Origin of the sequence: Actinomadura vinacea, from assembly GCF_039532545.1 — a bacterium.
Lineage (GTDB): Bacteria > Actinomycetota > Actinomycetes > Streptosporangiales > Streptosporangiaceae > Spirillospora > Spirillospora vinacea.
This window is the reverse complement of sequence record NZ_BAAARW010000006.1, coordinates 308,297-331,493: the sequence shown is the minus strand read 5'-3', so window position 1 is coordinate 331,493 and position 23,197 is coordinate 308,297. Positions and strand designations below refer to the sequence as shown.

General features: G+C 71.2%; 22 protein-coding genes and 1 riboswitch. Of the genes, 6 read left to right on the top strand and 16 right to left on the bottom strand.

What is annotated here, in order from left to right; all coding sequences use genetic code 11:
- Positions 1 to 11 precede the first annotated feature (11 nt).
- The gene (locus ABD340_RS10095; RefSeq protein ID WP_344588423.1) at positions 12 to 1,067 is read left to right on the top strand and encodes a hypothetical protein; all 1,056 of its coding nucleotides are present in this window, start codon (positions 12 to 14) and stop codon (positions 1,065 to 1,067) included.
- Between the two features lie 285 nt (positions 1,068 to 1,352).
- Here the strand turns inward: ABD340_RS10095 and ABD340_RS10090 are convergent, their stop codons facing one another.
- From ABD340_RS10090 to metE, 12 genes are all read right to left on the bottom strand, one after another.
- Positions 1,353 to 2,717 carry an LLM class flavin-dependent oxidoreductase gene (locus ABD340_RS10090; protein WP_344588421.1) on the bottom strand — a complete coding sequence of 455 codons (1,365 nt, stop codon included), beginning with the start codon at positions 2,715 to 2,717 and terminating at the stop codon, positions 1,353 to 1,355.
- Positions 2,692 to 3,474: an ABC transporter ATP-binding protein gene (locus tag ABD340_RS10085; protein WP_344588420.1), complete on the bottom strand. Its 783-nt coding sequence runs from the start codon at positions 3,472 to 3,474 to the stop codon at positions 2,692 to 2,694. The genes ABD340_RS10090 and ABD340_RS10085 overlap by 26 nt, the downstream gene beginning before the upstream one ends.
- Positions 3,450 to 4,310: an ABC transporter permease gene (locus ABD340_RS10080; RefSeq protein ID WP_344588419.1), complete on the bottom strand. Its 861-nt coding sequence runs from the start codon at positions 4,308 to 4,310 to the stop codon at positions 3,450 to 3,452. Before ABD340_RS10080 ends, ABD340_RS10085 begins: the two co-directional genes overlap by 25 nt.
- Positions 4,310 to 5,455, bottom strand: a complete 1,146-nt coding sequence (locus tag ABD340_RS10075; RefSeq protein ID WP_344588418.1) for an ABC transporter substrate-binding protein — start codon at positions 5,453 to 5,455, stop codon at positions 4,310 to 4,312. The genes ABD340_RS10080 and ABD340_RS10075 overlap by 1 nt, the downstream gene beginning before the upstream one ends.
- A 26-nt stretch (positions 5,456 to 5,481) precedes the next feature.
- Positions 5,482 to 6,843: an LLM class flavin-dependent oxidoreductase gene (locus tag ABD340_RS10070; protein WP_344588417.1), complete on the bottom strand. Its 1,362-nt coding sequence runs from the start codon at positions 6,841 to 6,843 to the stop codon at positions 5,482 to 5,484.
- Positions 6,844 to 6,957: 114 nt separating this feature from the next.
- Positions 6,958 to 7,464 carry a flavin reductase family protein gene (locus ABD340_RS10065; protein WP_344588415.1) on the bottom strand — a complete coding sequence of 169 codons (507 nt, stop codon included), beginning with the start codon at positions 7,462 to 7,464 and terminating at the stop codon, positions 6,958 to 6,960.
- Between the two features lie 113 nt (positions 7,465 to 7,577).
- Positions 7,578 to 8,567, bottom strand: coding sequence for an ABC transporter substrate-binding protein (locus ABD340_RS10060; protein ID WP_344588414.1), 990 nt, complete (start codon positions 8,565 to 8,567; stop codon positions 7,578 to 7,580).
- Positions 8,564 to 9,424 carry an ABC transporter permease gene (locus tag ABD340_RS10055; RefSeq protein WP_344588413.1) on the bottom strand — a complete coding sequence of 287 codons (861 nt, stop codon included), beginning with the start codon at positions 9,422 to 9,424 and terminating at the stop codon, positions 8,564 to 8,566. The genes ABD340_RS10060 and ABD340_RS10055 overlap by 4 nt, the downstream gene beginning before the upstream one ends.
- Entirely contained in the window at positions 9,408 to 10,220 is an 813-nt protein-coding gene (locus tag ABD340_RS10050) for an ABC transporter ATP-binding protein (RefSeq protein ID WP_344588412.1), read from the bottom strand. Before ABD340_RS10050 ends, ABD340_RS10055 begins: the two co-directional genes overlap by 17 nt.
- A gap of 88 nt (positions 10,221 to 10,308) precedes the next feature.
- On the bottom strand, positions 10,309 to 11,526 hold the full coding sequence (locus ABD340_RS10045) for a threonine synthase (RefSeq protein WP_344588411.1): 1,218 nt from the start codon (positions 11,524 to 11,526) through the stop codon (positions 10,309 to 10,311).
- Positions 11,523 to 12,791 (bottom strand): amidohydrolase, encoded by a 1,269-nt coding sequence (locus ABD340_RS10040; protein ID WP_344588410.1) that lies wholly within the window; start codon positions 12,789 to 12,791, stop codon positions 11,523 to 11,525. The genes ABD340_RS10045 and ABD340_RS10040 overlap by 4 nt, the downstream gene beginning before the upstream one ends.
- Before the next feature lie 80 nt (positions 12,792 to 12,871).
- Entirely contained in the window at positions 12,872 to 15,121 is a 2,250-nt protein-coding gene (gene metE, locus ABD340_RS10035) for a 5-methyltetrahydropteroyltriglutamate--homocysteine S-methyltransferase (RefSeq protein ID WP_344588409.1), read from the bottom strand.
- A 119-nt stretch (positions 15,122 to 15,240) separates the two neighbouring features.
- Positions 15,241 to 15,463: riboswitch (cobalamin riboswitch) on the bottom strand.
- A gap of 234 nt (positions 15,464 to 15,697) precedes the next feature.
- Between metE and ABD340_RS10030 the strand changes: the two genes are divergently transcribed.
- The 3 genes from ABD340_RS10030 to ABD340_RS10020 all read left to right on the top strand — a co-directional run bounded on the left by ABD340_RS10030 (position 15,698) and on the right by ABD340_RS10020 (position 18,697).
- Positions 15,698 to 16,276 (top strand): MFS transporter, encoded by a 579-nt coding sequence (locus tag ABD340_RS10030; protein WP_344588408.1) that lies wholly within the window; start codon positions 15,698 to 15,700, stop codon positions 16,274 to 16,276.
- Between the two features lie 118 nt (positions 16,277 to 16,394).
- Complete coding sequence (locus ABD340_RS10025) at positions 16,395 to 17,027, top strand: hypothetical protein (protein WP_344588407.1); 633 nt, start codon at positions 16,395 to 16,397, stop codon at positions 17,025 to 17,027.
- Positions 17,028 to 17,242: 215 nt separating this feature from the next.
- Positions 17,243 to 18,697, top strand: a complete 1,455-nt coding sequence (locus tag ABD340_RS10020) for a PepSY-associated TM helix domain-containing protein (RefSeq protein WP_344588406.1) — start codon at positions 17,243 to 17,245, stop codon at positions 18,695 to 18,697.
- Between the two features lie 161 nt (positions 18,698 to 18,858).
- Here ABD340_RS10020 and ABD340_RS10015 read toward each other — a convergent pair whose 3' ends face one another.
- Positions 18,859 to 19,041 (bottom strand): hypothetical protein, encoded by a 183-nt coding sequence (locus tag ABD340_RS10015; RefSeq protein WP_344588404.1) that lies wholly within the window; start codon positions 19,039 to 19,041, stop codon positions 18,859 to 18,861.
- 62 nt (positions 19,042 to 19,103) lie between these two features.
- Here ABD340_RS10015 and ABD340_RS10010 point away from each other — a divergent pair, with 62 nt between their 5' ends.
- Positions 19,104 to 19,382 (top strand): cupin domain-containing protein, encoded by a 279-nt coding sequence (locus ABD340_RS10010; protein ID WP_344588403.1) that lies wholly within the window; start codon positions 19,104 to 19,106, stop codon positions 19,380 to 19,382.
- A 148-nt stretch (positions 19,383 to 19,530) separates the two neighbouring features.
- Here ABD340_RS10010 and ABD340_RS10005 read toward each other — a convergent pair whose 3' ends face one another.
- From ABD340_RS10005 to ABD340_RS09995, 3 genes are read right to left on the bottom strand one after another with little or no spacing between them, the layout of a single operon-like run.
- Positions 19,531 to 19,731: a ferredoxin gene (locus tag ABD340_RS10005; protein ID WP_344588402.1), complete on the bottom strand. Its 201-nt coding sequence runs from the start codon at positions 19,729 to 19,731 to the stop codon at positions 19,531 to 19,533.
- Positions 19,728 to 20,969, bottom strand: a complete 1,242-nt coding sequence (locus ABD340_RS10000) for a cytochrome P450 (RefSeq protein WP_344588401.1) — start codon at positions 20,967 to 20,969, stop codon at positions 19,728 to 19,730. Before ABD340_RS10000 ends, ABD340_RS10005 begins: the two co-directional genes overlap by 4 nt.
- 9 nt (positions 20,970 to 20,978) lie before the next feature.
- Positions 20,979 to 22,478, bottom strand: a complete 1,500-nt coding sequence (locus ABD340_RS09995; RefSeq protein ID WP_344588400.1) for an aldehyde dehydrogenase family protein — start codon at positions 22,476 to 22,478, stop codon at positions 20,979 to 20,981.
- Between the two features lie 223 nt (positions 22,479 to 22,701).
- Here ABD340_RS09995 and ABD340_RS09990 point away from each other — a divergent pair, with 223 nt between their 5' ends.
- Positions 22,702 to 23,184, top strand: a complete 483-nt coding sequence (locus tag ABD340_RS09990; RefSeq protein ID WP_344588399.1) for a nuclear transport factor 2 family protein — start codon at positions 22,702 to 22,704, stop codon at positions 23,182 to 23,184.
- The last annotated feature ends 13 nt before the right edge of the window (positions 23,185 to 23,197 follow it).

The window sequence follows — 23,197 nt, the reverse complement described above, 5'->3', positions numbered from 1 at the left end:
AGGATGTGTGCGTGGGCGATCGCGACGAAATGTGGGAACTGATCCACCTGATCAATGCGAAACTGGAGCGCGCCAAAGCCTCAGGCGACCTGGCAGCGGCGCTGACCTCGGCCGACTTCGAGGAGACACGCCGACTCGCGTCGCTGCAGGAGCGGGCCGATGCCGACGACATCGACATGGTCGCCAACGCCCGGCATCTGCTGGGCACACTGCGCTGGTACCGGCACCAACTCGCGTCCGGCGGCACCGATGATGATCACGTCGCCGCGGTCTCTTACTTCACACTGCCCTTCATCATGGGATTGGACGACATCCCCGAGGCGCTGCTCCCCGACCTCGCCGACCATGCGATGCCCACCGCGACGTCATGGCAGCGGTCAGCCGCCGAGACCCGGGCCGGCGACCAGATCGACCACGCGTTCGAGCTATGGCAGCGCATCGCCGACCACCTTCGGCCCGACCATCCCGGCCGCACCGCAGTCACAGCCAACCTGGGCTCCCTGCTGATGCTCAGGTTCGAAGACAACGGCTCGCCGCAAGACCTCGACCGGTCCATCGAGATGCTCGAGGCCGCAGCGGCCGACACCACGAGCCCCCGGCAGCGCGAAGACATCCTCTCCACGCTGGTCAATGCCCTGCGGACCCGGCTGAAAGCCAACGCCGACCCGGCCGACCTTGACCGGATGATCGACCACTTGGCGGCAGGCGCCTCGGTAGCTGCCGACGAGACGCGCACACAATGGCTGTACGGCAGGGCGGACTCCCTCCTCATACGGTTCGACCGCGACGGCGATAACGCCGATCTGGACCAGGCCATCGACGCGCTGCGAACAGCACTGGCCGCCGACCGAACCGACGGCCACCCGCCAACAGCACTTCGATACGACCTCGCCTACGCATTGGCACGTCGTTTCAACCACTCCCGCTCCCGGACCGACCTGGCCGAGGCGATCGACATCGCCAGCGCGGCAGCGACCACCGCCGCCCCCGACGACGTTTTCAAAGCACCAGCCCAGAGCTTGCTGGACGACCTCCTCCGAGCAACGCACAAAATGCGTCCCGGCTAACCAGGGCCGTTCTCGAGATGGCCTGAGAGCAGTTGACCAGATCCCGTCCGATCGGTCTGATGGGCGGGATCTCGTGTTTCCGCAGCTGCTGTCATCTTTGGGCGACATCCGGGGCGTGTCCGGTGGTCATGGGAAGGCTGCCGCGGGCCCCGGGGACGGTGGCCAAGGCCCAGACCCAGGCCAACCGCGCGGCCAACGAGGCGGCGCAACGGCTCTTCGACACCGGCGACGCGTCCGAGGTACGGCAGCGGGACGGGCTTGTCAAAGCCCGTCCCGCTGCCTTCATCAGCTCGAGCTGCGCGGGGGCGGGGTGGTCTCTTCGTGGGCGAAGACCCGGTTGCGCGGGCGGGGCAGGTCGTAGTTGTCGCGCAGGGTGGTGCCCTCGTATTCCTTGCGGAACAGGCCGCGGCGCTGGAGTTCGGGCACCACGTGGTCGATGAAGTCGTCCAGGCCACCGGGCAGGTACGGGGGCATGACGTTGAAGCCGTCGGCGGCGCCCGCACCGGCCCAGTGCTCGATCCGGTCGGCGATCTGCTCGGGCGTGCCGGCCACGACCAGGTGGCCGCGGCCTCCGGCCAGGCGGTACAGGAGCTCGCGGAGGGTGGGCCGCTCGCGGCGCACCAGTTCGGTGATGAGCCTGGCCCGGCTCTGCGGGCCTTGCACCTCGCTCGGCTGCGGGAGCGCGTCGAGCGGGACCGGCTCGTCCAGCGGCAGGCCCGACAGATCCACCCCGTCGAAGCGTGCCGACAGGTGGCGCAGCCCCACCTCGGGGACGGTCAGCTCGTTCAGCTCGCGCTCCAGCCGCCTGGCCGCCTCCTCGGTCGAGCCGATGATCGGGCTGAGGCCGGGAAGGATCTTGAGGTGCCGGGGGTCGCGGCCCGCGGCGGCCGCGCGGCGCCGGACGTCGGTGGCGAAGTCGCGCGCCTCGTCCACGTCCTGCTGGGCGGTGAAGATCGCCTCCGCGTGGTGCGCGGCGAACCGGCGGCCCTCCTCCGACGATCCGGCCTGCACCAGGACGGGATGCCCCTGCGGTGACCGGGGCACCGTCAGCGCGCCGTGCACCCGGTAGAACCGGCCCTGGAACCGGGCGCCCCGGATCTTGTCCGGGTCGGCGAAGCGTCCCGACTCCCGGTCATGCAGGATCGCATCGTCGGCCCAGCTGTCCCACAGCCGGGTGACGACCTCCAGGTACTCGAACGCGCGGGCGTACCGCTCGTCGTGCGGGATCGGCTGGTCCAGCCCGAAGTTGCGGGCCGCGCCCCGTGCCCACGAGGTGACGATGTTCCAGCCGATCCGGCCATGGCTGATGTGGTCGAGCGAGGCGAACTGCCGGGCCAGGTTGTACGGCTCGGTGTAGGTGGTGGACGCGGTCGCGATCAGCCCGATCCGCTCGGTCGCGGTGGCGAGCGCGGCCAGCAGCGTCAGCGGCTCCAGCCCGCCGCGCGGCCGGTGCCCGGCGTCACCGCCCACGATCAGCTGGTCGGCGAAGAACACCGAGTCGAGCAGGCCCTCCTCGGCGCGGCGCGCCAGCCGCTGGAAGTAGGCGACATCGGTGACCGGCACGGTGGCGGAACGGGGATGCCGCCAGGCCGCCTCGTGGTGGCCGTGGCCGACCACGAAAACGTTAAGGTGCAGCTGTCCCGGCGCCATCGCGGCGGTCCTCCTTCGTGATGCCCAGCCCTTGCAGCAGGGTCCTTCTGATGGTCAGGAAGTCGGGGTGTTCGAGGTCCCTGGGCTTGGCCAGGCCGACCTGCAGGTCCACCGCGATACGGCCCTCGTCCAGCACGAGCACCCGGTCGGCCAGCGTGATGGCCTCGTCCACGTCATGGGTCACCAGCAGCACGGCGGGACGGTGCCGGGCGCACAGGTCGACCAGCAGGGCGTGCATGCGGATCCTGGTCAGCGCGTCCAGCGCGCCGAACGGCTCGTCGGCCAGCAGCAGCGCCGGTTCGCGCACCAGGGAACGTGCCAGCGCGACACGCTGCTGCTCGCCGCCGGACAGGGCGGTGGGCCAGGCGCGTTCGCGTCCCGCCAGGCCCACGTCCGCCAGCGCCGCCTGGCCGCGGGCTGATGCGCCTGGGGCGTCCAGGCCCAGGACGACGTTGTCCAAGGCCCGCGCCCACGGCAGCAGGCGGGAGTCCTGGAACATCACCGACCGGTTCTGCGGTACCTCCAGGCGGCCCTCGCCCGCGACGTCCGGGTCGAGCCGTGCCAGGGCGCGCAGCAGCGTGCTCTTGCCCGAGCCGCTTCGCCCGATCAGGGCGACGAACTCGCCCGGGGCGATCTCCAGGTCCACCGCGTCCAGAATCGTGCGGTCCCCGTACCGGCGGGTCAGGCCCTCGGCGCGCACCACGGGACGGTCTGCCGCCACCGCCGGACCGGTCAGGCCCCCAGCGACGTCCGCCATGACAGCGCCCTCCTTTCCGCGAGCCGGACGAGGGCGTCGGAGACCAGGCCCATCGTGGCGTAGATGACCAGCCCGACCACGATGATGTCGGTCTGCCCGTAGTCGCGGGCCTTGGTCATCACGTAGCCGATGCCCTCGGTCGCGTTGATCTGCTCCAGGACGACCAGCGCCGTCCACGACATGGTGGCCGCGAGCCGCAGGCCGGTGAAGAACCCGGGCAGCGCCCCCGGCAGCGCCACCCTGCGGACGAACTGCCACCGGCTCAGATTCACCGTGTAGGCCAGCTCGACGTACCGGTAGTCGATGCCGCGCAGCGCCGCGTGGGTGTTGATGTAGACCGGCACCAGCACGCTCAGCGTGATCAGCGTGATCTTCATGGACTCGCCGATGCCGAGCCACAGGATCGCCAGCGGGATCAGCGCCAGCGTCGGGATCGCCCGCTTGATCTGCACCAGCCCGTCCACCGCGGCCTCGCCGGCCCGTGACAGCCCGGACGCCAGGGCCAGCACCGTGCCCAGCAGCACACCGCAGACCAGGGCGATGCCCGCGCGGCGCGCCGAGGCCGCCAGATGCGGCAGCAGGTCACCGTCGGCGAGCATCTGGGCGCCTGTGCGCAGCGCGGTGCTCGGCGCTTCGAGCTGGCGCGGGTCCAGCAGGCCGGTGCTGGAGGCGAGCTGCCAGGCCGCCAGGACCGCGACCGGGCCGAGCAGCCGGGCCGCGCCCAGCGGGCGGCGCGAGGCCAGCCGTACCGTGCGTTTGGTCCGGGCCCGCCGCGTGCCGGGCCGGAACTCCTCGCTGCCGGTCCGTGCGGTCGTGTCGGATGCCGTCACCGTCATCAGGACCCGCCTCCTTCGGGACGCGCCGCCGGGCTCCGCGACGGCCCCGTCCCGCCCGAGGGCTGCGGGGAAGCGGTGCCGCGGTCGGCGCCCGCGCTTCGCGCCGCGGCCTGGACGACCGCGTCGAAGCGGGTGTCGATCGCCTCCTTGGCCTGCAGCCGCTTGGGCAGATCACCGGCCTCGAAGAGAAGGTCCATCGTCTGCTGCTGCCGGCCGATGAGCGCCTGGTCCAGCTTGGGGAAGCTGAAACCGCCCTGCGACCGGATGATGGTCTGCCCGTCGGCGACCGAGAGCCGCTGGTTCTTGACGAAGTAGGCGTCGATCCAGGCGTCGGCGTTCTCGCTCGACCACCATTGCGCGCGCACCCAGTGCCGGACGTACTCGGCGATGCCTGCGGCCTTCGCCGGGTCCTTCAGCGCCGCGCGCCGCGCGTACAGGAACCACAGCCCGGTGGCCAGCCCCGCCGTCTCGGCCTCGGGCAGGCCGCTGCCGCCGCGGCTCCGGTATTCGGTGAGGTAGCGGGTGTAGTGCGGCTCGTTCAGCGGTGCCGCGTCCACCTGCCGGTTGCGGACCGCGTCAGGGAAGTCCGCCGCCTTCAGCGGCACCAGCGTGACGTCCTTCTTGGTCAGGCCGGCCTTCTTCAGGGCGCGCAGGACGTAGGGCTGCCGTCCGGTGCCCTCCCCGTAGGCGATCTTCTTGCCCTTGAGGTCGCGCAGCGTCCTGATGTTCGCGCCGGGCGCGATCGCCAGGTGGTAGTCGTACGGCCGTTCCTGCCGGGCCGCGATGATGGGGACGTCCTCCCCCGCGGCCTGCGCCTGGATCGGCGGCGTGTCGGCGACCACGGCCAGGTCGACCGCATCGCCGCGGAACGCCTCCAGGATCGCCGGCCCGCCGAGGAAGTTGGCGTACTCGACCTTGGTCTTCATCCGGGCCAGCTCGCCGGAGGCCCGCAACAGGGTCTGGTCCTGCTCGTTCTGGTCGGCGAAGATGATCTTCGTTCCGGCCGGGACGGTCGTGGGGAGGGGCGCGGTGGCGGACAGGCCGCCGCTCTCGCCGCCCCCGCACCCGGCCAGGCTGAGCGCGAGCGTGAGCAGCGTGACGGGGGCGGCCAGAGACCGCGTGCTCCGCGTGAATCCGTTGAACATCTCTCTCCGGGCTCTTCTTCGGACGATCAGGGACGTGCCGCGGCGTTCAGGGTGGCGTCCGGAGTCGCGTAGCGGCTCGCGGGACGGGGCAGCCCGTAGTGCTCGCGCAGTGTCGAGCCCTCGTAGGCGGTCCGGAACAATCCGCGGCGCCGCAGCTCGGGGACGACGTGGTCGACGAACAGCTCCAGCCCGCCGGGCAGGTAGGGCGCCATGATGTTGAACCCGTCCGCCGCACCCGCCTCGAACCAGGTCTGGATCTGGTCGGCGATCTGCTCGGGCGTCCCGGCGACCACCCGGTGCCCGCGCGCACCGGCCAGGCGCCGCAGCAGCCCGCGCACGGTGGGACGCTCGCGCCGCACGATCTCGGCCACCAGCGCCCGGCGGCTCTTGCTGCTCTCCACGTCGTCCCCGTTGAACAGGCCCGGCGGGACGGGGGCGTCCAGTCGCAGGCCGGACAGGTCGACGCCGGCCAGGCGCCGCAGCTGCAGCAGCCCGTAGTCGGGGATGGCCAGTTCGTCCAGCTCGCGCCCGCGGGCCTGCGCGGCCTCCTCGGTGTCGCCGATCACGGCGCTGAGCCCCGGCAGGATTCGCAGCGTTCCCGGATCGCGTCCGGACGCGGCGGCGCGGCGGCGCACGTCGGTGGCGAACGCGATCGCGTCGCCCAGGTCCTGCTGCGCCGTGAAGATCGCCTCGGCGTGCCGGGCGGCGAAGTCCCGGCCCTCCTCCGACGATCCCGCCTGGACCAGAACGGGCCGGCCCTGCGGCGACCGCGGCACGTTCAGCGGTCCCCGCACGCGGAGCAGCGGACCGTCGTGGTCGATCGCGTGGACCTTGCCGGGGTCGGCGTAGACGCCGCCGGCCCGGTCACCGATGATCGCGTCGTCCTCCCAGCTGTCCCACAGCTTGGTCACCACCTCGATGAACTCGTCGGCGCGCACGTAGCGGTCATGGTGTGCGGGCTGCTCGCGGAGGCCGAAGTTGTAGGCGGCGGACGTGGCGGAGGAGGTGACGATGTTCCACCCGGCCCGGCCGCCGCTGATGTGGTCCACGGACGCGAACTGCCGGGCCAGGTTGTACGGCTCGGTGAAGGTCGTGGACGCCGTCGCGATCAGCCCGATCCGCTCCGTCGCCACGGCGATGGCCGCCAGCAGCGTCACCGGCTCGGGCCGGCGGACGGGCTGGTACCGGACGTCCTCGGTCAGCGACAGCGCGTCGGCGAAGAACACCGAGTCGAACAGGCCCCGCTCGGCGACGCGAGCGACCTCCTGGAAGTATCGGACGTCGGTCAGGCGCCCCGGGTCGGTCTCCGGATGCCGCCATGCTGCCTCGTGGTGACCGACGCCCTGGATGAAGGCGTTCAGATGCAGCGCTCGTCCTTCCGGCGCCATCGCATGCCCTCCTCGTGCTCTTCTGGCCGACCAGCAGACTATATATACTTTTTTGGTAGGAAAAAACGGCTATTCGCCCGCGCGGGCGCCCACCTGGCCCGCATGCCGTCCGCGCTATTCGTGAGGTTGGAACCGGCCGAAGCGACCCTGGTGGTAGAGCAAGGGGTTGGGGTTGCGCAGCGTGTCGGCGCCGACCACCAGGCCGACGACCAGAATGTGGTCGCCGATGCCGATGGTGTCGTGCGGCAGGCAGTGCAGGTACGCTGACGCGCCATCCAGCAGCGGACTGCCGTGGGCGTCCAGATGCCAGGCGGTGGGCGGGACGAAGCGGTCAATGCCCCGGCGGGCGAAGCGGGCCGCGGTCTCGGACTGGTCGTCGGCCAGGATGTTGACCACGAAGCGCCCGGCGCCGCGCAGCGACGGCCAGGTGGTCGAGGAACGGTCCACATAGAAGGAGACCAGCGGCGGCTCCAGGCTGACCGAGGCGAACGACGTCGCGGTCAGCCCGACCGGCACCCCGTCGGACGAGGCGGTGACGATCACGACCCCCGCGGCGTGCCGTGCGAGCGTCCGGCGGAAGACCGAAGGGGCCACGGCCTGGCGCGGCAGGATCTCGGTCATGCGGCGGTGGCCTCCTCTCCAGCGAGCGCCGGTCGCCCACTTTACCCATTAATCCTACCTTTTAAGTAGGTTATCGTCCATCTGGCGCGGACGCTTCGCTCCGAGGTCGCGGATCAGGAACCGTTCTCCTTCTTGACCGTGTCGAACGCGAGGTCGCGCCAGTTGCCCGGGACCTTCTTGATGACCCCGATCTCCTTCATGAACGCGGCGATCTTCAGCAGGCCGTGCGGGGTCGTGGTGAACTCGATGCCCTTGTAGGTCAGGTACTTCTCGTACTGGGCGGCGGAGATCTTGCCCTTCTCCGCGGCCACGAGGATCTTGGCGGCCTCGGCGGGCTGCTTGACGATGAAGTCGTTGGCACGGGCGATGGTCTTGTGGACCGCGGCGAGGACGTCCGGGTTCTTCTCGGCGTACTCCTCGGTCGCGGCCATCACGTTGAAGCCGTGCCGGCCGAACAGCTCGTAGCTGTCGACCAGCTTGCGGGCACCCTGCTCGACGGCCTGGAACTGGAACGGCGGCGAGGTGTAGGCGCCGGCGATCTGGCCGCCCAGCAGTGCTTGCAGCGCCTCGGGGTGCGCCATCGTCGCGATGTTCTTGTCGAGCGCGTGCGGGTCGCCGAGCTGCTGCTGCGCTGCCTTCTGCAACATGACCGACTGGATGGAGCCGGGCTGCACGGCGGCGATCTGGTCGCCCTGCTTGAAGTCGCGCAGGCCCCTGAACTTGGGATCCTTGGCCACCAGCCACAGCGGCATGTCGTTCAGCGACGACACGATCTTCCACGGGACGCCCGCGTCCCACCCGATGAGGAGCGGGCCGAGGCCGGACGAGCCGATCTGGAGCTTGCCCGACAGCAACGCGTCCCGCGTGGTCCCGCCCCCGGAGATGACCCGCCAGGAGACGGTGCGGCCCTTGAGCTCCTGCTCGAGCCAGCCCTTGGCCTTGATCACGTTGAACGCGGCGTAGCTGATCCCGTTCCCGATCGCGATGCCGATCTCCTTGCCGGAGCCGTTCGAGCCGCCGCCGCACGCGGCCGACAGCGCGGCGGCGCCGGTGGTGATCGCGCCGAGCCGGAGGGCGTCGCGGCGGGTGTGAGAGGGGGTCATATGGCTGCGCCTTCCTTCATTCCCCATCGGGTCACCGTGCGCCGTTCGACCCAGCCGAAGAACAGGTCGAAGGCGATGCCGATCAGGGCGATCGTCACCAGGCCGGCGAACACGTCAGGGATGCGTGCGAAATACCGTGAGTTGTTGATGAAGAAGCCGAGGCCGCCGTGCGCGCCCGCGATACCGAACACCAGCTCGGCGGCGATGATCGTGCGCCAGCCGAACGCCCAGCCGGTCTTCAGCCCGGCGATGGCGTGCGGCAGGGCGGCGGGCATCAGGACGTCGCGGGTGAGCCGCCGGCCCGTCAGGCCCAGGTTGCGGCCGACCATGGTGAGCGTGGCCGGGACGGTGCGCAGCCCCATGCCGACGTTGACGGTCATGGGCCACAGCACGGCGTTGGCCGTCACGAAGATCAGCGCCGAGTCGGTCAGCCCGAACCACAGGATCGCCAAGGGCAGGATCGCCACCGACGGCAACGGGTTGATCATGGACGAGAGCAGTGCGAGGACGTCGTCGCCGATCCTGGTGGTCATCGCCAGGACGGTGAGGACGATCGTGAGCGCGATCCCGATGCCCATCCCGCTGACCAGCAACCGCATGGTGGTGCCCGTCGCCACGGCGATCTCGCCGCTGGCCCACCCCTCGGCGAACGCCCGGGCCACGTCCCAGGGGCCGGCGAACACGAACCGGCTGGCGCCCGAGAACGACGCGTACGCCTGCCAGATCCCGATCAGCACGACGAACAGGATGGTGCGGCGCGCCCAGGCGGGCAGCCGCGACCAGGCAGGCGGGCGCCCGGTGCGGTCCGGTGCGCGCGGCGCCGCCTCGGGGGCCTGTGTCTCAGTCGAAGACGGCACGGCTGAGGTCCTCTCCTTCCTCCGCGAGCAGCGCGCGCAGGGTGTTCCGGGCATCGGCGAAGCCGGGGGCGTCCGGCCCGTCGAGGCCGGTGACGTCGACGATCCGCGCCACGCTGGAAGGCCGCCCCGCGAGGACGACCACGCGGTCTCCGAGCAGGATCGCCTCGTCGATGCTGTGGGTGACGAACAGCAGGGTCACGTCGGTGCGGGCGGCGATGCCGGCCAGTTCGCGCTGGAGGCGCCCGCGGGTCTGGGCGTCCAGGGCGCCGAACGGCTCGTCCATCAGCAGCATCAGCGGGTCGATGGCCAGCGCGCGGGCGATCGCCACCCGCTGCTTCATCCCGCCCGAGAGCTGGTGCGGATAGCTGTCGAGCGCCGCCCCCAGCCCCATGAGCTCCAGGTGCTCGACGGCCCGGCGCCGGGCGGCGGCGCGTTCGACCCCCGTCACCCGCAGGGGGTAGACGACGTTGCCGAGGACCGTGCGCCAGGGGAAGAGCTGGTCGAACTCCTGGAACACGACGGCGCGGTCGGGGCCCGGCGGCGGCGCGTCCCGCCCGTCGATGGTGATGCGTCCCGCCGACGGCCGCAGATACCCGGCGACGGCCTTGAGGATCGTGGACTTGCCGCAGCCCGACGGTCCCAGCAGCATGATCTTCTCGCCGCGGCGCACCTCGAAGCTCGCCTCGCCCACGGCGGGCACATAGCGGCCGTTCTGCCGATAGCCGACCGCGACCCGGTCGACGACCAGCAGGGCCGCGCCGTCGTCGGTGGCGACGGTCGTCATGTCATCGTCCACTGATCCCCTCCCTTAAAACAGGTAAAACATACTTGTTTTGTCGGCAATATTGAAACGCATCCCTGTTGCCGCGCCCCCGAAACCGCGGTCAGGCGAGCGAGGCGTCCACCGGAAGGGTCGCCACGTCCGCCGGGACCGTCTGCGGATACTTCAGCCCGGCGCCGGTGTTGAGCACGACGACCCGGTCGTCCTCGGTGATCCAGCCGGAGGCGCGCAGCTTACGGGCGGCGGTGAACGCGGCCGCGCCCTCAGGGCAGACGTAGGCGCCCTCCAGGGCGGCGACGGCACGTAGATCGGCCAGCAGCTCCTCGTCGCCGACGCTGATCGCGGTGCCCGAGGTCTCCGCCAGCGCCTCCAGGATGAGGAAGTCCCCCAGCGGCTTGGGCACGTTGATGCCGAACGCGACCGTGCGCGAGTCCTTCCAGAACGTGCTCTCCCGCTCGCCTCGTCCGAACGCGCGCACGATCGGGGCGCAGCCCTCGGCCTGCACCGCGACGAGCCTGGGCGGCGGGCCGGTGATCCAGCCCAGCTCGGACAGCTCCCGCAGCGCCTTATGGATGCCGATCAGGCCGACGCCGCCGCCGGTCGGATAGATGATCACGTCGGGCGACCGCCAGCCGAGCTGCTCGACGATCTCCAGCCCCATGGTCTTCTTGCCCTCGATGCGGTACGGCTCCTTGAGCGTCGAGGCGTCGAACACCCGGCCCTCCTCGCGGGCGACCAGCTCGCCGACCATGCGCCCGGCGTCGCTGATGAGGCCGTCCACCAGGTGCAGATCGGCGCCGGCCGCCACGCACTCGCGCCGGGTCGTCTCCGGGGCGTCCGCCGGCATGACGACCGTCGAGGTCAGCCCGGCGCGGGCCCCGTACACCGACCAGGCGGCCCCCGCGTTGCCATTGGTGGGCATGGCCAGCCGCTCGATCCCGAGCTCGGCCGCGCGGGAGACGCCGACGGCGGCGCCCCGGGCCTTGAACGACCCCGTGGGGATCAGCCCCTCGTCCTTCATCAGCAGCCCGGGCAGGCCGATGCGCTCGCCGTACCTCGCCATCGGCAGCAGCGGCGTCATGCCCTCGCCGAGGGTGATCACCGAGCCGGCCGCGGCGACCGGGAGCAGCTCGTGGTAGCGCCACAGGTCCGGCGGGCGGGCGGCAAGGTCGGCGGGCCCCACCGAGGAGCGGATCGCCGCCAGGTCATAGCGGGCGAGCAGGGGCGACCCGCACGCCGTGCACAGGTTCTGCGGCCGATCGGCGGCGTGGACGGCGCCGCACCGTCCGCACTCCAGATGCGACAGGTGGCTGAAACTCATCGGATGGCACGCTCCACTACGTCGGCGGCGATGGCCAGGCAGGCCTCGTCGATGTCGAATCCGGGACTGTGATGCGGCGCGGGGCTCGAAGCCCCCACGACCAGGTACGTCGCTTCGCCGCCGCGTTCCTGGACGGCCCGCATCAGGAACGTCGCATCGTCGCTGGCGCCGAACCGATGGTCGTCCAGGACTCGCGTCACCGCGGGGAGGGAACGGGCGGCCGCGGCGATCGCGCGCACCGCCGCCGGGTCGCAGTCAGCCGTCGTGGCGGCGCCGATCCGCTCGATCCGCACGCCGACCTCGTGCGCGGCGCCCGCCGCGTTCAGCACGGCGCGGGCACGGCGTTCCAACTCGTCGCAGACCTCCCCGGACGTGGCGCGCAACTCCAGCCGCAGTTCGGCATCGGCCGCGACGATGTTGGGCGCCGTTCCCGCCCGCAGCACGCCGACGTTCACCCGCGTGTCGGCTGCGCCGAACCGCGGCAGCGCGTGCAGGCCCAGCGCCGCCTGGGCCGCCGCGAGCAGCGCGTTGCGCCCCTCCTCGGGAGCGTGCGCGGCATGGGACGGCCGACCCGTGAAGGCCGCCAGCAGCTTGGAGTTGGCGAAGAAGCCGGAGGTGCCCGCGGCGACCTCCCCGACCGGGAGGCCGAGCCCGAAATGCAGGGCGTACAGGCGATCGACGCCTTCGGCCGCGCCCGCGGCGAGCATCGCGCGGGCACCCCGCCCGCCTTCCTCGGCGGGCTGGAAGAGCAGCCGGACCCGCCCGGGGAAATCCCTTCCGGCCAGGCGCCGCGCCAGTTCCAGGCCGACCGCGACATGTCCGTCGTGGCCGCACGCGTGCATGACCTCCGGCGACCGCGAGGCGAACCCGTCGCGCGCCGGCGCGTGCGAGGCGTCCTGGGACTCGTCCAGGGGAAGCGCGTCGATATCGACGCGCACGGCGGTCGACGGGCCTGGAGCGCCGCCGTCGAGTTCGGCGATCACAGCGGTGTGGCCGTCGCGCACCACTCGCAGACCATCGGCGTCGGCGCCCCAGGCCCGTGCCCGCTCCGCCGCGCGCGACAACTCGTCCGGGCCGGGCAGCCTTGGCGCGCGGGACAGGTCGATGGCCTCCGCGCCGGTGAGCACCCGCCAGCCGAGCCGCCGCAGTTCCGCCGCGATCGTGACCGAGGTCCACAGCTCGGTGAACGCCGTCTCCGCGTGCGCGTGGAAACACCGGCGCAGACCGACCAGATCGAGCTCCGCGATCGATACCCTACTATCCACACCGGAAAAGTACATGATGTCACCGATGCCAAGGGCGCACGGTCCGGGCACCGGCCCGTGCGCCCTCGCCCGTTTCCGGATCAGCTCGGGGCGCCCTCGCGGACGCGCCGCGCGGCGGTGACCAGGTTGCGCAGGGACGCCTCGGTCTCCGGGTAGGCGCGGGTCTTCAGCCCGCAGTCGGGATTGACCCATAGTTTGTCGGGCTCGACGGCCTGGAGCGCGCGCCGCAGGTTGTCCTCCATCTCCTCGGCGGAGGGGACGCGGGGGGAGTGGATGTCGTAGACGCCGGGACCGATGCCGTTCTCGTAGCCGGCGGCGCGCAGGTCACCGACCAGTTCCATGTGCGAGCGGGCGGCCTCGACGCTGGTGACGTCGGCGTCCAGGGCGCCGATCGCGTCGATGATCTCGCCGAACTCGGAGTAGCACATATGGGTGTGGATCTGGGTGGAGTCGGCCACGCCGGAGGTGGCCAGGCGGAACGCGCCGACCGCCCAGTCCAGATAGGCGGCGTGCTCGGTCCTGCGCAGGGGCAGCAGCTCGCGCAGGGCGGGCTCGTCGACCTGGATGATGCGGATGCCGGCCGACTCCAGGTCGCCGATCTCGTCGCGCAGGGCGAGGGCGACCTGCCGTGCGGTCTCGGCCGGCGGCTGGTCGTCGCGGACGAATGACCAGGCCAGCATCGTGACCGGCCCGGTGAGCATGCCCTTGACCGGCTTGTTCGTCAGCCCTTGGGCGTGGCTGGTCCACTCGACGGTCATCGGCCGGGGCCGGGCGACGTCGCTGTGCAGGATCGGCGGCCGCACGTACCGGGACCCGTACGACTGCACCCATCCGTGCTCGGTCGCGGCGTAGCCGTCCAGCTGCTCGGCGAAGTACTGGACCATGTCGTTGCGTTCGGGCTCGCCGTGCACGAGCACGTCCAGGCCCAGTTCCTCCTGAAACGCGACCACCCGGGCGATCTCGTCCTTCATCGCCTGGACGTAGGCGTCCTCGGAGACGCGTCCGGCCCTGCGGTCGGCGCGGGCCTTGCGGATCTCCGGGGTCTGGGGGAAGGAGCCGATGGTGGTGGTGGCCAGATCGGGCAGCTTCAGCGTGGCGCGCTGGGCGGCGAACCGGGCGGCCCGGTCACCGCGGCGCGCGTCGCCGAGCATGTCCAGGCGGGCACGGACGCGGTGGTCGATCCCGGCGGCCGGCGCCGGGACTTGGGCCGCAGGTGCCGGGGCGTCCTCACGCAGCGCCCTGCCCAGCGCGACGACCTCCTCGGCCTTCTGCCGGGCGAACGCGAGCCGCCCCCGCACCGCGGGCTCGAGCGAGGTCTCGGCGTCCAGGTCGATCGGGACGTGCAGCAGTGAGCAGGAGGTGCTCACGGTGACCTGGTCGACCAGGCCGAGCAGCGCGGCGCAGGTGGCCTTGGCCCGTTGCTCGTCGGCGCGCCAGACGTTGCGTCCGTCCACCACGCCCGCAACGACGGTCTTGCGCGGCAGCCCGCCAACGGTGGCGAGCACGTCCAGGTTCCCCGGTCCCGCGACGAAGTCGAGTGCGACGGCCTCCACACGGGACCCGGCAAGGACGCGCAGCGCATCCGCGCCGATCGCGCCGAAGTAGGTCGCCACCAGCAGGCGCGGCCTGCTGGACAGCTCACCGAGCCGCGCGTACGCGCGGGCCAGCGCGGCGACCTCTTCCTCGGTCCGGTCGGCGACCAGGGCGGGCTCGTCCAGCTGCACCCATTCGGCTCCGGCCCCTGAAAGGCGTTCCAGCAGCTCGGCGTACACCTCGACCAGCCCGTCGAGCAGGTCGAGTGGACCGAACCCGGGGGGTGCGTCCGCCGCGGGCTTGGCCAGCAGCAGGTAGGTCAGCGGCCCGACCAGCACCGGCCGCGTCTCGATGCCCAGGGCCTTGGCCTCCCGGTACTCCGAGACCGGTTTGGCGCCGGCTCCGTCCGCCAGCCGGAACCTGGTGCCGGGCCCGAGTTCGGGAACGATGTAGTGATAGTTGGTGTCGAACCACTTGGTCATCTCCAGCGCCGGGACGTCCTGGACGCCGCGCGCCATGGCGAAGTAGCGGTCGAGACCGTCCAGGTGCCGGTACCGGTCGGGCACGGCATCGACCAGCACGCTGGTGTCGAGCACCTGGTCGTAGTAGGAGAAGGTGTTCGACGGGATCGTGTCGAGACCGGCGTCGCGCAGCTGCGTCCAGACGGTGCCGCGCAGGTCGGCGCCGGCCTCCTCCAGGGCGGCCGCGTCGATGCGCCCGGCCCAGTAGTCCTCGGTGGCGAACTTCAACTCTCGGCGCGCCCCGATGCGCGGGTATCCGAGGATCGTGGTGTTCATGGCGGCTTCCCTCGCTGAGCCACAGGCGGCATACGGCGAAAGGGACACGGCGCACGGCGGGGACCACCGCCCGTGCGAGCCGCAGGCCCTCCCGCGAGGCCGCAGACCACCGCGCGCCGGCCGGCGCGCGGGCGGAGGCAGGTCTTCGGACTCACGGGCACCGCTCCTACCGACGTAGGAGCCTCCTACTGGCCGTCGCTTCCCAGGCCACCGGCCCAGTGCGTGATGACGGCGGTCGTTCCCGCTCACCGCTGCGGGGCAGTCCCGGAATCTCACCGGGTTCCCTCTTACGACGCTCGATCCCCTACAGGACCGAGCGAACCATCCACGCAGCCGAGTGTAGCGGCCCGGGACCAAGGAACGAGCGGGCGCATACGCTCGTTGATCCCGCCCCCGTGCTGACCGCCGAGAAGTGCCGGCGGCTGACCTCGACCAGCAGGCAGGTCGATCGGCGTCGGCCGCCGGCCGCTCGCCTGACTGCGCTGAGCCGGACGCGGCCACGGACCGGGTCTGTCCCGTCTGTCCGCGCTGTGGGAGTATCCGAGCGATATGGGTCCGTGGTCGGTGGTCCGATGGGTGCGCGCGGCGAGCTTCGCCGGCACGTGCGCCGGGCTCGCCACGCTCGGGCACGTCGCCGGAGGCGGCTCGCTCGCCCGGACGGCCACGCTGGCCGGTTTCCTCCTCGTCCTCGTTCCCGCGCTGGCGCTGACCGGCCGGGAACGCACCTTGGCCTCGATCCTGCCCGCCACCGCTCTCTCTCAGATCGTCCTGCACGTCCTGCTGACGGAAGCGGGCGGGCCGGGCTCTTCGGCGGACGCCATCACGGGCACGGGTGAGATGCACCACGGTGGGGTCCCCGGTCTGGGGATGCTGTTGATGCACGCCGTGAGCGTTCTGGTGACGTCCGCATGGTTGGAGTGGGGCGAGGCGCGCCTGTGCGCTCTTGTTCGGCTGCTTCTCGGGTGGGCCCTGCGCCCGTTGCTGTTCCTTCTCTCGGCGAGACGGAATCCCGCCGGTCACCTGCCGATCGCGCCGGCCCGCGCCAATGAGCGCGTGCCCGCCCTGGCCGTCCTGCGGTACGCCGTGGTACGGCGCGGGCCCCCCAGGACATGGGAGGTCCCGGGAACGGCCATGCGCTCGGTGGTTCTCTCCTGATTTCCTGATTCGGCGTTCCTGGGGCGAAGCGACCCGCCGGGACCTCTCATCACGGTGCCCGCAGGCTGAACCTGGCCTTCGGCTCCTGCGTATCCGGTGGTGGCGGCATCGTCCGCGCATGGACATGCCCGCCGGTTCTCCGCCGTCCTGGGACGGCGCCCGCTCCGTCTGGGAGGCCCGCGACGGCATGGATTTGTGGTCGGTGGTCCGCCTGGTGCGCGCGACGAGCTTCTCCGCCGCGTGCGCCCTGCTGGCCGCCGCCGGACACGTGTTCGGCGGCGGCCGGGTGGACGGCCCGGCCCTCCTGCTGGGCCTGGCGGTCGTGTTCGTTCCCGCGCTGGCCCTGACGGGGCGGGAGCGGACGATGAGCACGATCCTGCCGGCGGTGGCGGCCGCCCAGGTCCTGCTGCACACGCTTCTGCCGGACGGCTCGGGACAGCCCGACGCCGCCGCCGCGGCGGAACACGCCCAGCATGCGACGTCGCCTGGGTTGGGCATGCTGCTGATGCACGTGGTGGCCGTACTGGTCACCGCATGGTGGCTGGAATGCGGCGAGGCGAAGCTATGCGCACTGGTGCGTCGCCTAGCCGGTTGGGTGCTACGGCCACTGCGGCTGGAACGACCTGCGCCTGCCGGTGAGTTCGGGGTATCGCTTCCGGTGAGCCGGGAGCGGCATGGTCTGCGACTCGCGGCCATGCGCCATGTGGTGGAGGGAAGAGGCCCGCCCATCTGGCCGGCCGCTATCGGATGACCCGCTGAGGCTTCGCCCCCGACTCGGCGACCGCGCCGACGGGGCTGGTCCTTGTTCTGCATCCGATTCTTCCAGGGGTGCCCACGGCCGGACACAGGCCGTGCCCGCCCCATGCCCGGCCGCCTTCGCCATCACCGCGAACAGGCCTGCCGGTCCCCCACCCGAAGTTGCGCATACATCCCGAGACGCGCGCCGCGCGAACGGAGAACGCCTTCATGACCGCACTCGCCAATGACGAGCACGCCGCCGAACCTGCCCCGCCCACCAGACGCGCGACTTGGACGGCGCTGCGTCCGCTGATCCTGCGCCTGCACTTCTACGCCGGAATCCTCATCGCGCCCTTCCTGCTGATCGCCGCCACCACCGGCCTGTTGTACGCCGCGTCGTACCAGATCGAGAAGGTCGTCTACCAGCACGAACTGACCGTTCCCGCCCGTGACGCCCAGACGCCGCTGGCACAGCAGGTCGCCGCGGCACGCGCCGCACAACCCCAAGGAGAAGTCACCGCCGTACGTCCCTCCGAAGGCTCCGGCCGTACCACCAGGGTCTTGCTGGACGTCCCCGGCCTGGCCGAGAGCACCCAGCTGGCGGTGTTCGTCGATCCCCACACCGCCCAAGTACGCGGAACCCTGGAAAGCTACGGCAGCTCAGGGGCGCTGCCCGTCAGGGCGTGGATCTCCAACCTGCACCGCCATCTGCACCTGGGCGAGACCGGACGTCTCTACAGCGAACTGGCGGCCAGCTGGCTGTGGGTGGTGGCGCTCGGCGGCCTGCTGCTGTGGCTGGGCCGACGCCGCCGCCCGGGCCGTAAGCTCCGCGGCCTGGTGGCACCCGAGCGTGGCACGCGCGGACGGCGACGCCTCATGTCCTGGCACGGCGCGATCGGGCTGTGGGCGGCCGCGGGGCTGCTGTTCCTGTCGGCCACCGGCCTGACCTGGTCCAAATACGCGGGCGCCAACGTCGAGGACCTGCGAACCTCGCTCGGCTGGTCGACTCCCGCCCTGGCCTCCTCCGACCACGGCGACCACACCGGGGCCGGCGCCCGCGGCGGCCACGCGACCTCCGACGTCGGAATCGACACGGTCGTGCAGGCCGCCGCAGGCAAGGGCCTGTCGGGACCGCTGCAGATCACGTGGCCGGACGAGCCAGGCGGCGACTACGTGGCCGAGGAGATCGACAAGCAGTGGCCCCAGCGCCTGGATCAGGTCGCCGTCAACTCCTCCACCGGCCAGGTGAGCGGTGAGCTGCGCTTCACCGACTACCCGGTGGCCGCCAAGCTCACCCGCTGGGGCATCGACGGGCACATGGGCCTGCTGTTCGGCCTGCTCAACCAGATCGTGCTGGCCTGCATCGCCTTCGGAATCATCACGCTGATCGTGCTGGGCTACCGCATGTGGTGGCGGCGCCGCCCCACGCGCGGCTTCGCGCGCCCGTACCAGCGCGGCACCTGGCGGCGGGTGCACTGGGCCGTCCTGGTTCCGCTAGCGATCGCCGCAGCCGGAATAGGCGTCTTCCTGCCGCTGATGGGCATCTCCCTGGTCGTCTTCCTCCTCCTGGACGTCCTACTCGGCCTCCGCTCCCGCACGTCCCGAGCCGCCGAACCCGCGGCCACTCCCCCACAACCCGAACCCGACGAAACTCAGCCCGCTACCAGTGCTCCCGGCAGCTAGTTCGCCCCAGCAGCGATAGCGCGTTCGGCCGCTGGAGCGTCCTCGTGGCGGCTCCAGCGGCCGACGCACATGCCCGAACATCGGGGAGCGTCGTCAGAGCAGCGCGGAGTAGACGACCGCGAAGGCCGTCCCTGCGGTGAAGTGCCAGCACGAACAGCTCATCACCGCTCGATGACCAGCCGGGCCGGGACGAGCATTGAGATTCCGTACGGGTTGCCGAGGTCCATCGGCCCGGAGCGGTTCAGCCTTACGGACGTGTGGTGGGTGAGGTGGTCGGCGAACTTGCCCAGTCGGGGCCAGGCCGACAGCCTTCGCTGGTCGAAGTCGTCGATCACCTCCCGCACGGTGTCCTCGTCGGCACCCGCACGTCGGCTCGCGGCTACTCAGCGAGAGCGACCGCGTCCGTGTGTGGGAGATCCGCCTCGAACCCGGGGAGCGGTGGCACGCGCACCGGCACGTCCTCGACTACTTCTGGACCGCCGTCAACGCAGGCCGCAGCCGCCAGCACACCGCTGACGGCACCACCCGCGAGGTGTCCTACGACGTCGGCGAGACCCGACATTTCACCTTCGGCGAAGGTGAGTTTCTCCTTCACGACATCGAGAACGTCGGCGACGACGTCCTCGTCTTCACCACTGTCGAACACCTCGACTCGGCCAACCCGCCGCTACCGCTATCAACCTGAGAGCACCTGGCCGACACGCTCTACGTTCGCCCGAACCAGGCGTCGACGTCGTGCCCGCCCTGGCCAGGCGCGGGCACATCCTGCCGCTCTGGACGGGCTGGACGAACTGCCCCCGCCCGCCCAGGCCGGCCGCCGGTGATCGGGCCGATCAGTCCTCGATGAGGTCGACGGCCTGTTCCGGGCAGCTTGCCGCCGCGTCGCGGGCCGCGTCGGCCTGGGCTCCCGGGACGTCGATCAGCCGGCCGCGGATGGTGACGTAACCCTCGTCGTCGAAATCGAGCAGATCGGGGGCGAGCGAGTAGCAGCGGCCGTGGCCCATGCAACGGTCGTTGGCAACGGTGATCTTCAAGATGCGGTCTCCCAGGCGAGCGGGAGCCGCAGAAGGGTCATCATGGAGCCTCCGCCTCTCTCCCGCAGAGGCTCGGCGGTGGCGACGCGGAAGTCGGGGATGGCGCGCAGCCACTCCTCCACCGCGACCTTCATCTCCCGGCGGGCGAGATGCGCGCCCAGGCAACGGTGGGGACCGGCGGCGAAGCCGAAGTGGTTGTTGCCCTTGCGGTCGAGGACGAACTCGCCGGCCCGGTCGTAGACCCGCGGGTCGCGGTTGGCACTGGAGACCAGCCCGTACACCATGTCGCCCTGCTTCAGCGGGCAGCCGTGGAACTCGGTGTCGCGGGTGACCTTGCGCCCGTCCCCGAAGATGATGGTGAACAGGCGCAGCGACTCCTCGACGGTGGAGGGGATCAGGGCGGGCTCGTCGATCAGCCCGCGGCGGTCGCCGGGGTCGGCGGCCAGGTGCCGGAACAGGTAGCCCAGTTGCCCCCGGGTCGTGTCGAGCCCGGCGAGCACCAGCACCTGCAGTATGTCCAGGACCTCGGTGTCGGTCAGCGGGTGGTCGTCCACCGTGGAGTGGAGCAGGTGGGAGGCGAGGTCGCCGTCCCTGGGTCGGGTCTCGCCGCGGCGCTCGGCCACGGCGGCGGCCCAGTACTCGCGGATCCCGTTCAGGCCGTCGAGCATCGCCTGCTGCTGGTCGGGGTCGCCGCCGAACCCGCGGAAGAAGTCCTCGACCCAGGGAACGAAATGGTCGGCGTCGGAGGCGGGGACGCCGAGCACGGCCAGGAAGACCTCGGTCGGGTAGCGGATCGCGAACTCGGAGACGAAGTCGCAGCCCCCTCTGGGGGCGATCTCGGCGACCAGACGGCGGCAGATGTCGCGCATCATCGGCTCGGCCGCGTTGACCGCGCCGGGAGAGAACCAGCGGCTCAGCAGCCGGCGGTACTTGCCGTGCTCGGGCGGGTCGAGCTGGGTGGGGACGAACCGGTACGCCGGCTCGGGCTCCCACGGCGTGATCGACTCGCTGGAGAAGATCTCGGGCTGCTGGTAGATGTCGCGGACCTGCTCGTGGCCGGTGAACATCCAGTAGCCCGGCCCCATGGTGTTGAACAGCGCGGGGCCGATCTCCCGGAGCTCGTCGGCCTGCCGCCAGTAGCTCCCCGCCTCAAGCGGCGGGGAGACGTCGAGATGGACGACGGGGCAGCCGCCGAGATCGCGTCCATTCGTCTCGGCGGCATCCGCTGATTCGCTCATTTCACCCTCTCATTCGCCCACGCGCATCCAGACGCTCTTGATCTGGGTCAGGTCGTCCAGGGAGGCGGCGCCGAGCGTGCGGCCGTGCCCCGATTGCTTGACTCCGCCGTACGGGACGGTCGGATAGACCATCTGATAGGTGTTCACCCAGACCGTGCCGGCGCGCAGGGCCCTGCTCGCCCGGTGCGCGCGGGACAGGTCGTTGGTCCATACCCCGGCGGCCAGGCCGTACCGCGTGTCGTTGGCGATGGCGTACGCCTCCTCCTCCGATGCGAACGGAAGGATGGCCATCACCGGCCCGAAGATCTCCTCCTGGGCGATGCGCATGTCGTTGCGGACCGATGTGAACACCGTCGGCTCATGGAAGAAGCCGGTGTCGCCGAAGCGTCCACCGCCCAGGGCCAGTTCGGCTCCCTCCTCTCGGCCGATGGACACGTAGCCCTGGACCCGTTCGAGTTGCTCGGCGGAGACCAGCGGGCCCATCTGGCTCTCGGGATCGAATCCGGACCCGATGCGCATGTCGCGGGAGGCGCCCACCACCATGTCCACGACCTTGTCGTGGATGCTCTCGTGCACCAGAACGCGGGTGCCGCAGGTGCAGACCTGGCCGGAGGCGCCCCACACCCCGGCCATCGCGGTCTGCGCCGCCGTTTCGAGGTCGGCGTCGGGGAAGATGATGAACGGGCTCTTGCCGCCGAGCTCGAGGCTGACCCGCTTGACCTGGGGCGCCGCGGCGGCCTGGATCGCGCTGCCGGTGGCGACCGACCCGGTGAAGGAGATGGCGTCCACTCCGGGATGGGTGACCAGCTCGGCGCCGACGACCTCGCCCGCGCCCTGCAGGACGTTGAACACCCCCGGCGGGATGCCGGCCTCGATCGCCAGCTCGGCCATGAGCACCGCGGTCATCGGGGTCTGCTCGGCCGGTTTGAGCACGACGCTGTTGCCGGCGCTGATGGCGGCCACCGCCATGGCGAACACCGCGGTCGGGCCGTTCCACGGACTGATCAGGCCGACGACCCCGATCGGCTCGCGCGTCTGGTACACGGCCAGGTCGTGGGCGACGGGCGGAATGGAGCCGTTCAGCTTCGAGGGCCAGCCCGAGTAGTAGTCGATCCCGTCGATCGCGAACTGGACGATGAAGCCGGTGTACATCCGCAGCAACCCGGCGTCGATGACGTCCAGCTCGGCGAACTCGTCGCCTCGCTCGGCGAGCAGCGAGGACAGCCGCCGCAGCCGGCGCTCCTTCTCCAGCGGCGCCAGGAACCGCCAGCGGCCGTCGTCGAAGGCCGCCCGCGCCGAGCGCACCGCGCGGTCGGCGTCGGCCGCCGAACCCGCTGCGGCGACGGCCACGGGTGCCCCGGTGGCCGGGTCGATGACGTCCATCGTGGCCCCATCGAGCGATGCGACGACCTCGCCGTCGATCACATGGCCGAACAGCGGGCGCTCCAGGTGCCGCGCCGTCGCGGTCGTGATGGGGTAACCCGAAGCCGCGTTCTCCGTACTGCTCACTCTGCGGCCCCTCACTCCTCGGTATTGCCGCCCGCCAGACCGGTGCGACGCACATCACACTAAACATCATGAGGAAAGCGGGTCAAGCCCCGCACCTCGGAGCCCGCGGCCGCCGATCGCAGGGCGCTCCCCCGCCCACAAGCGGATCTCTTGACGGTTTCCTCATGAGGTTTTAGGTTTCCTGCACCGTTCCCCACCCCCGGGGGCAGAGAGGCAGGGCACCATGACCGCTTCCTCCGTCCAGACCCTTCAGGACCGGCTCGACATCACCGACACGCTCTACCGGTACGCCTCGTGCATCGATGTCCGCGACGGCGGCGGCGTCCGCTCCGTGCTCGCCGACGACCTGTGGGCCCGGTACGGCAACGCCGACCCGATCAACGGCGGCGAGGCCGTCGCCAAGTGGATCGACGAGCGGACCAAGGACGTCGTCTGGCAGCACCACCTCCTGAGCGTCTACCACGTCGACGTGGCCGGCGACCGGGCGAAGGCGCTCGTCTACCACACCTCCCACCAGGCTTTCCAGGACGATCCCGAGACCGTCCACGTACTCGTCGGCCGCTACCACGACGAGATGACCCGCACCGATGACGGCTGGAAGATCTCCCGCCTGGTCTTCGAGATCCTGTGGGGCGAGCGCCGCACCGACGCCACCGGCTACCTCGAAGCCGTCGGCGGCCGCGGTCCCCTGGACCTCGCGGGCTGACCGGCGGCCCCTC

Coding starts and splice junctions, on each gene's coding strand:
- ABD340_RS10090 (WP_344588421.1), bottom strand. CDS start 2,717: ATGGCGCCGGGACAGCTGCACCTTAACGTTTTCGTGGTCGGCCACGGC.
- ABD340_RS10085 (WP_344588420.1), bottom strand. CDS start 3,474: ATGGCGGACGTCGCTGGGGGCCTGACCGGTCCGGCGGTGGCGGCAGAC.
- ABD340_RS10080 (WP_344588419.1), bottom strand. CDS start 4,310: ATGACGGTGACGGCATCCGACACGACCGCACGGACCGGCAGCGAGGAG.
- ABD340_RS10075 (WP_344588418.1), bottom strand. CDS start 5,455: ATGTTCAACGGATTCACGCGGAGCACGCGGTCTCTGGCCGCCCCCGTC.
- ABD340_RS10070 (WP_344588417.1), bottom strand. CDS start 6,843: ATGGCGCCGGAAGGACGAGCGCTGCATCTGAACGCCTTCATCCAGGGC.
- ABD340_RS10065 (WP_344588415.1), bottom strand. CDS start 7,464: ATGACCGAGATCCTGCCGCGCCAGGCCGTGGCCCCTTCGGTCTTCCGC.
- ABD340_RS10060 (WP_344588414.1), bottom strand. CDS start 8,567: ATGACCCCCTCTCACACCCGCCGCGACGCCCTCCGGCTCGGCGCGATC.
- ABD340_RS10045 (WP_344588411.1), bottom strand. CDS start 11,526: ATGAGTTTCAGCCACCTGTCGCATCTGGAGTGCGGACGGTGCGGCGCC.
- metE (WP_344588409.1), bottom strand. CDS start 15,121: ATGAACACCACGATCCTCGGATACCCGCGCATCGGGGCGCGCCGAGAG.
- ABD340_RS10025 (WP_344588407.1), top strand. CDS start 16,395: ATGGACATGCCCGCCGGTTCTCCGCCGTCCTGGGACGGCGCCCGCTCC.
- ABD340_RS10020 (WP_344588406.1), top strand. CDS start 17,243: ATGACCGCACTCGCCAATGACGAGCACGCCGCCGAACCTGCCCCGCCC.
- ABD340_RS10000 (WP_344588401.1), bottom strand. CDS start 20,969: ATGAGCGAATCAGCGGATGCCGCCGAGACGAATGGACGCGATCTCGGC.
- ABD340_RS09990 (WP_344588399.1), top strand. CDS start 22,702: ATGACCGCTTCCTCCGTCCAGACCCTTCAGGACCGGCTCGACATCACC.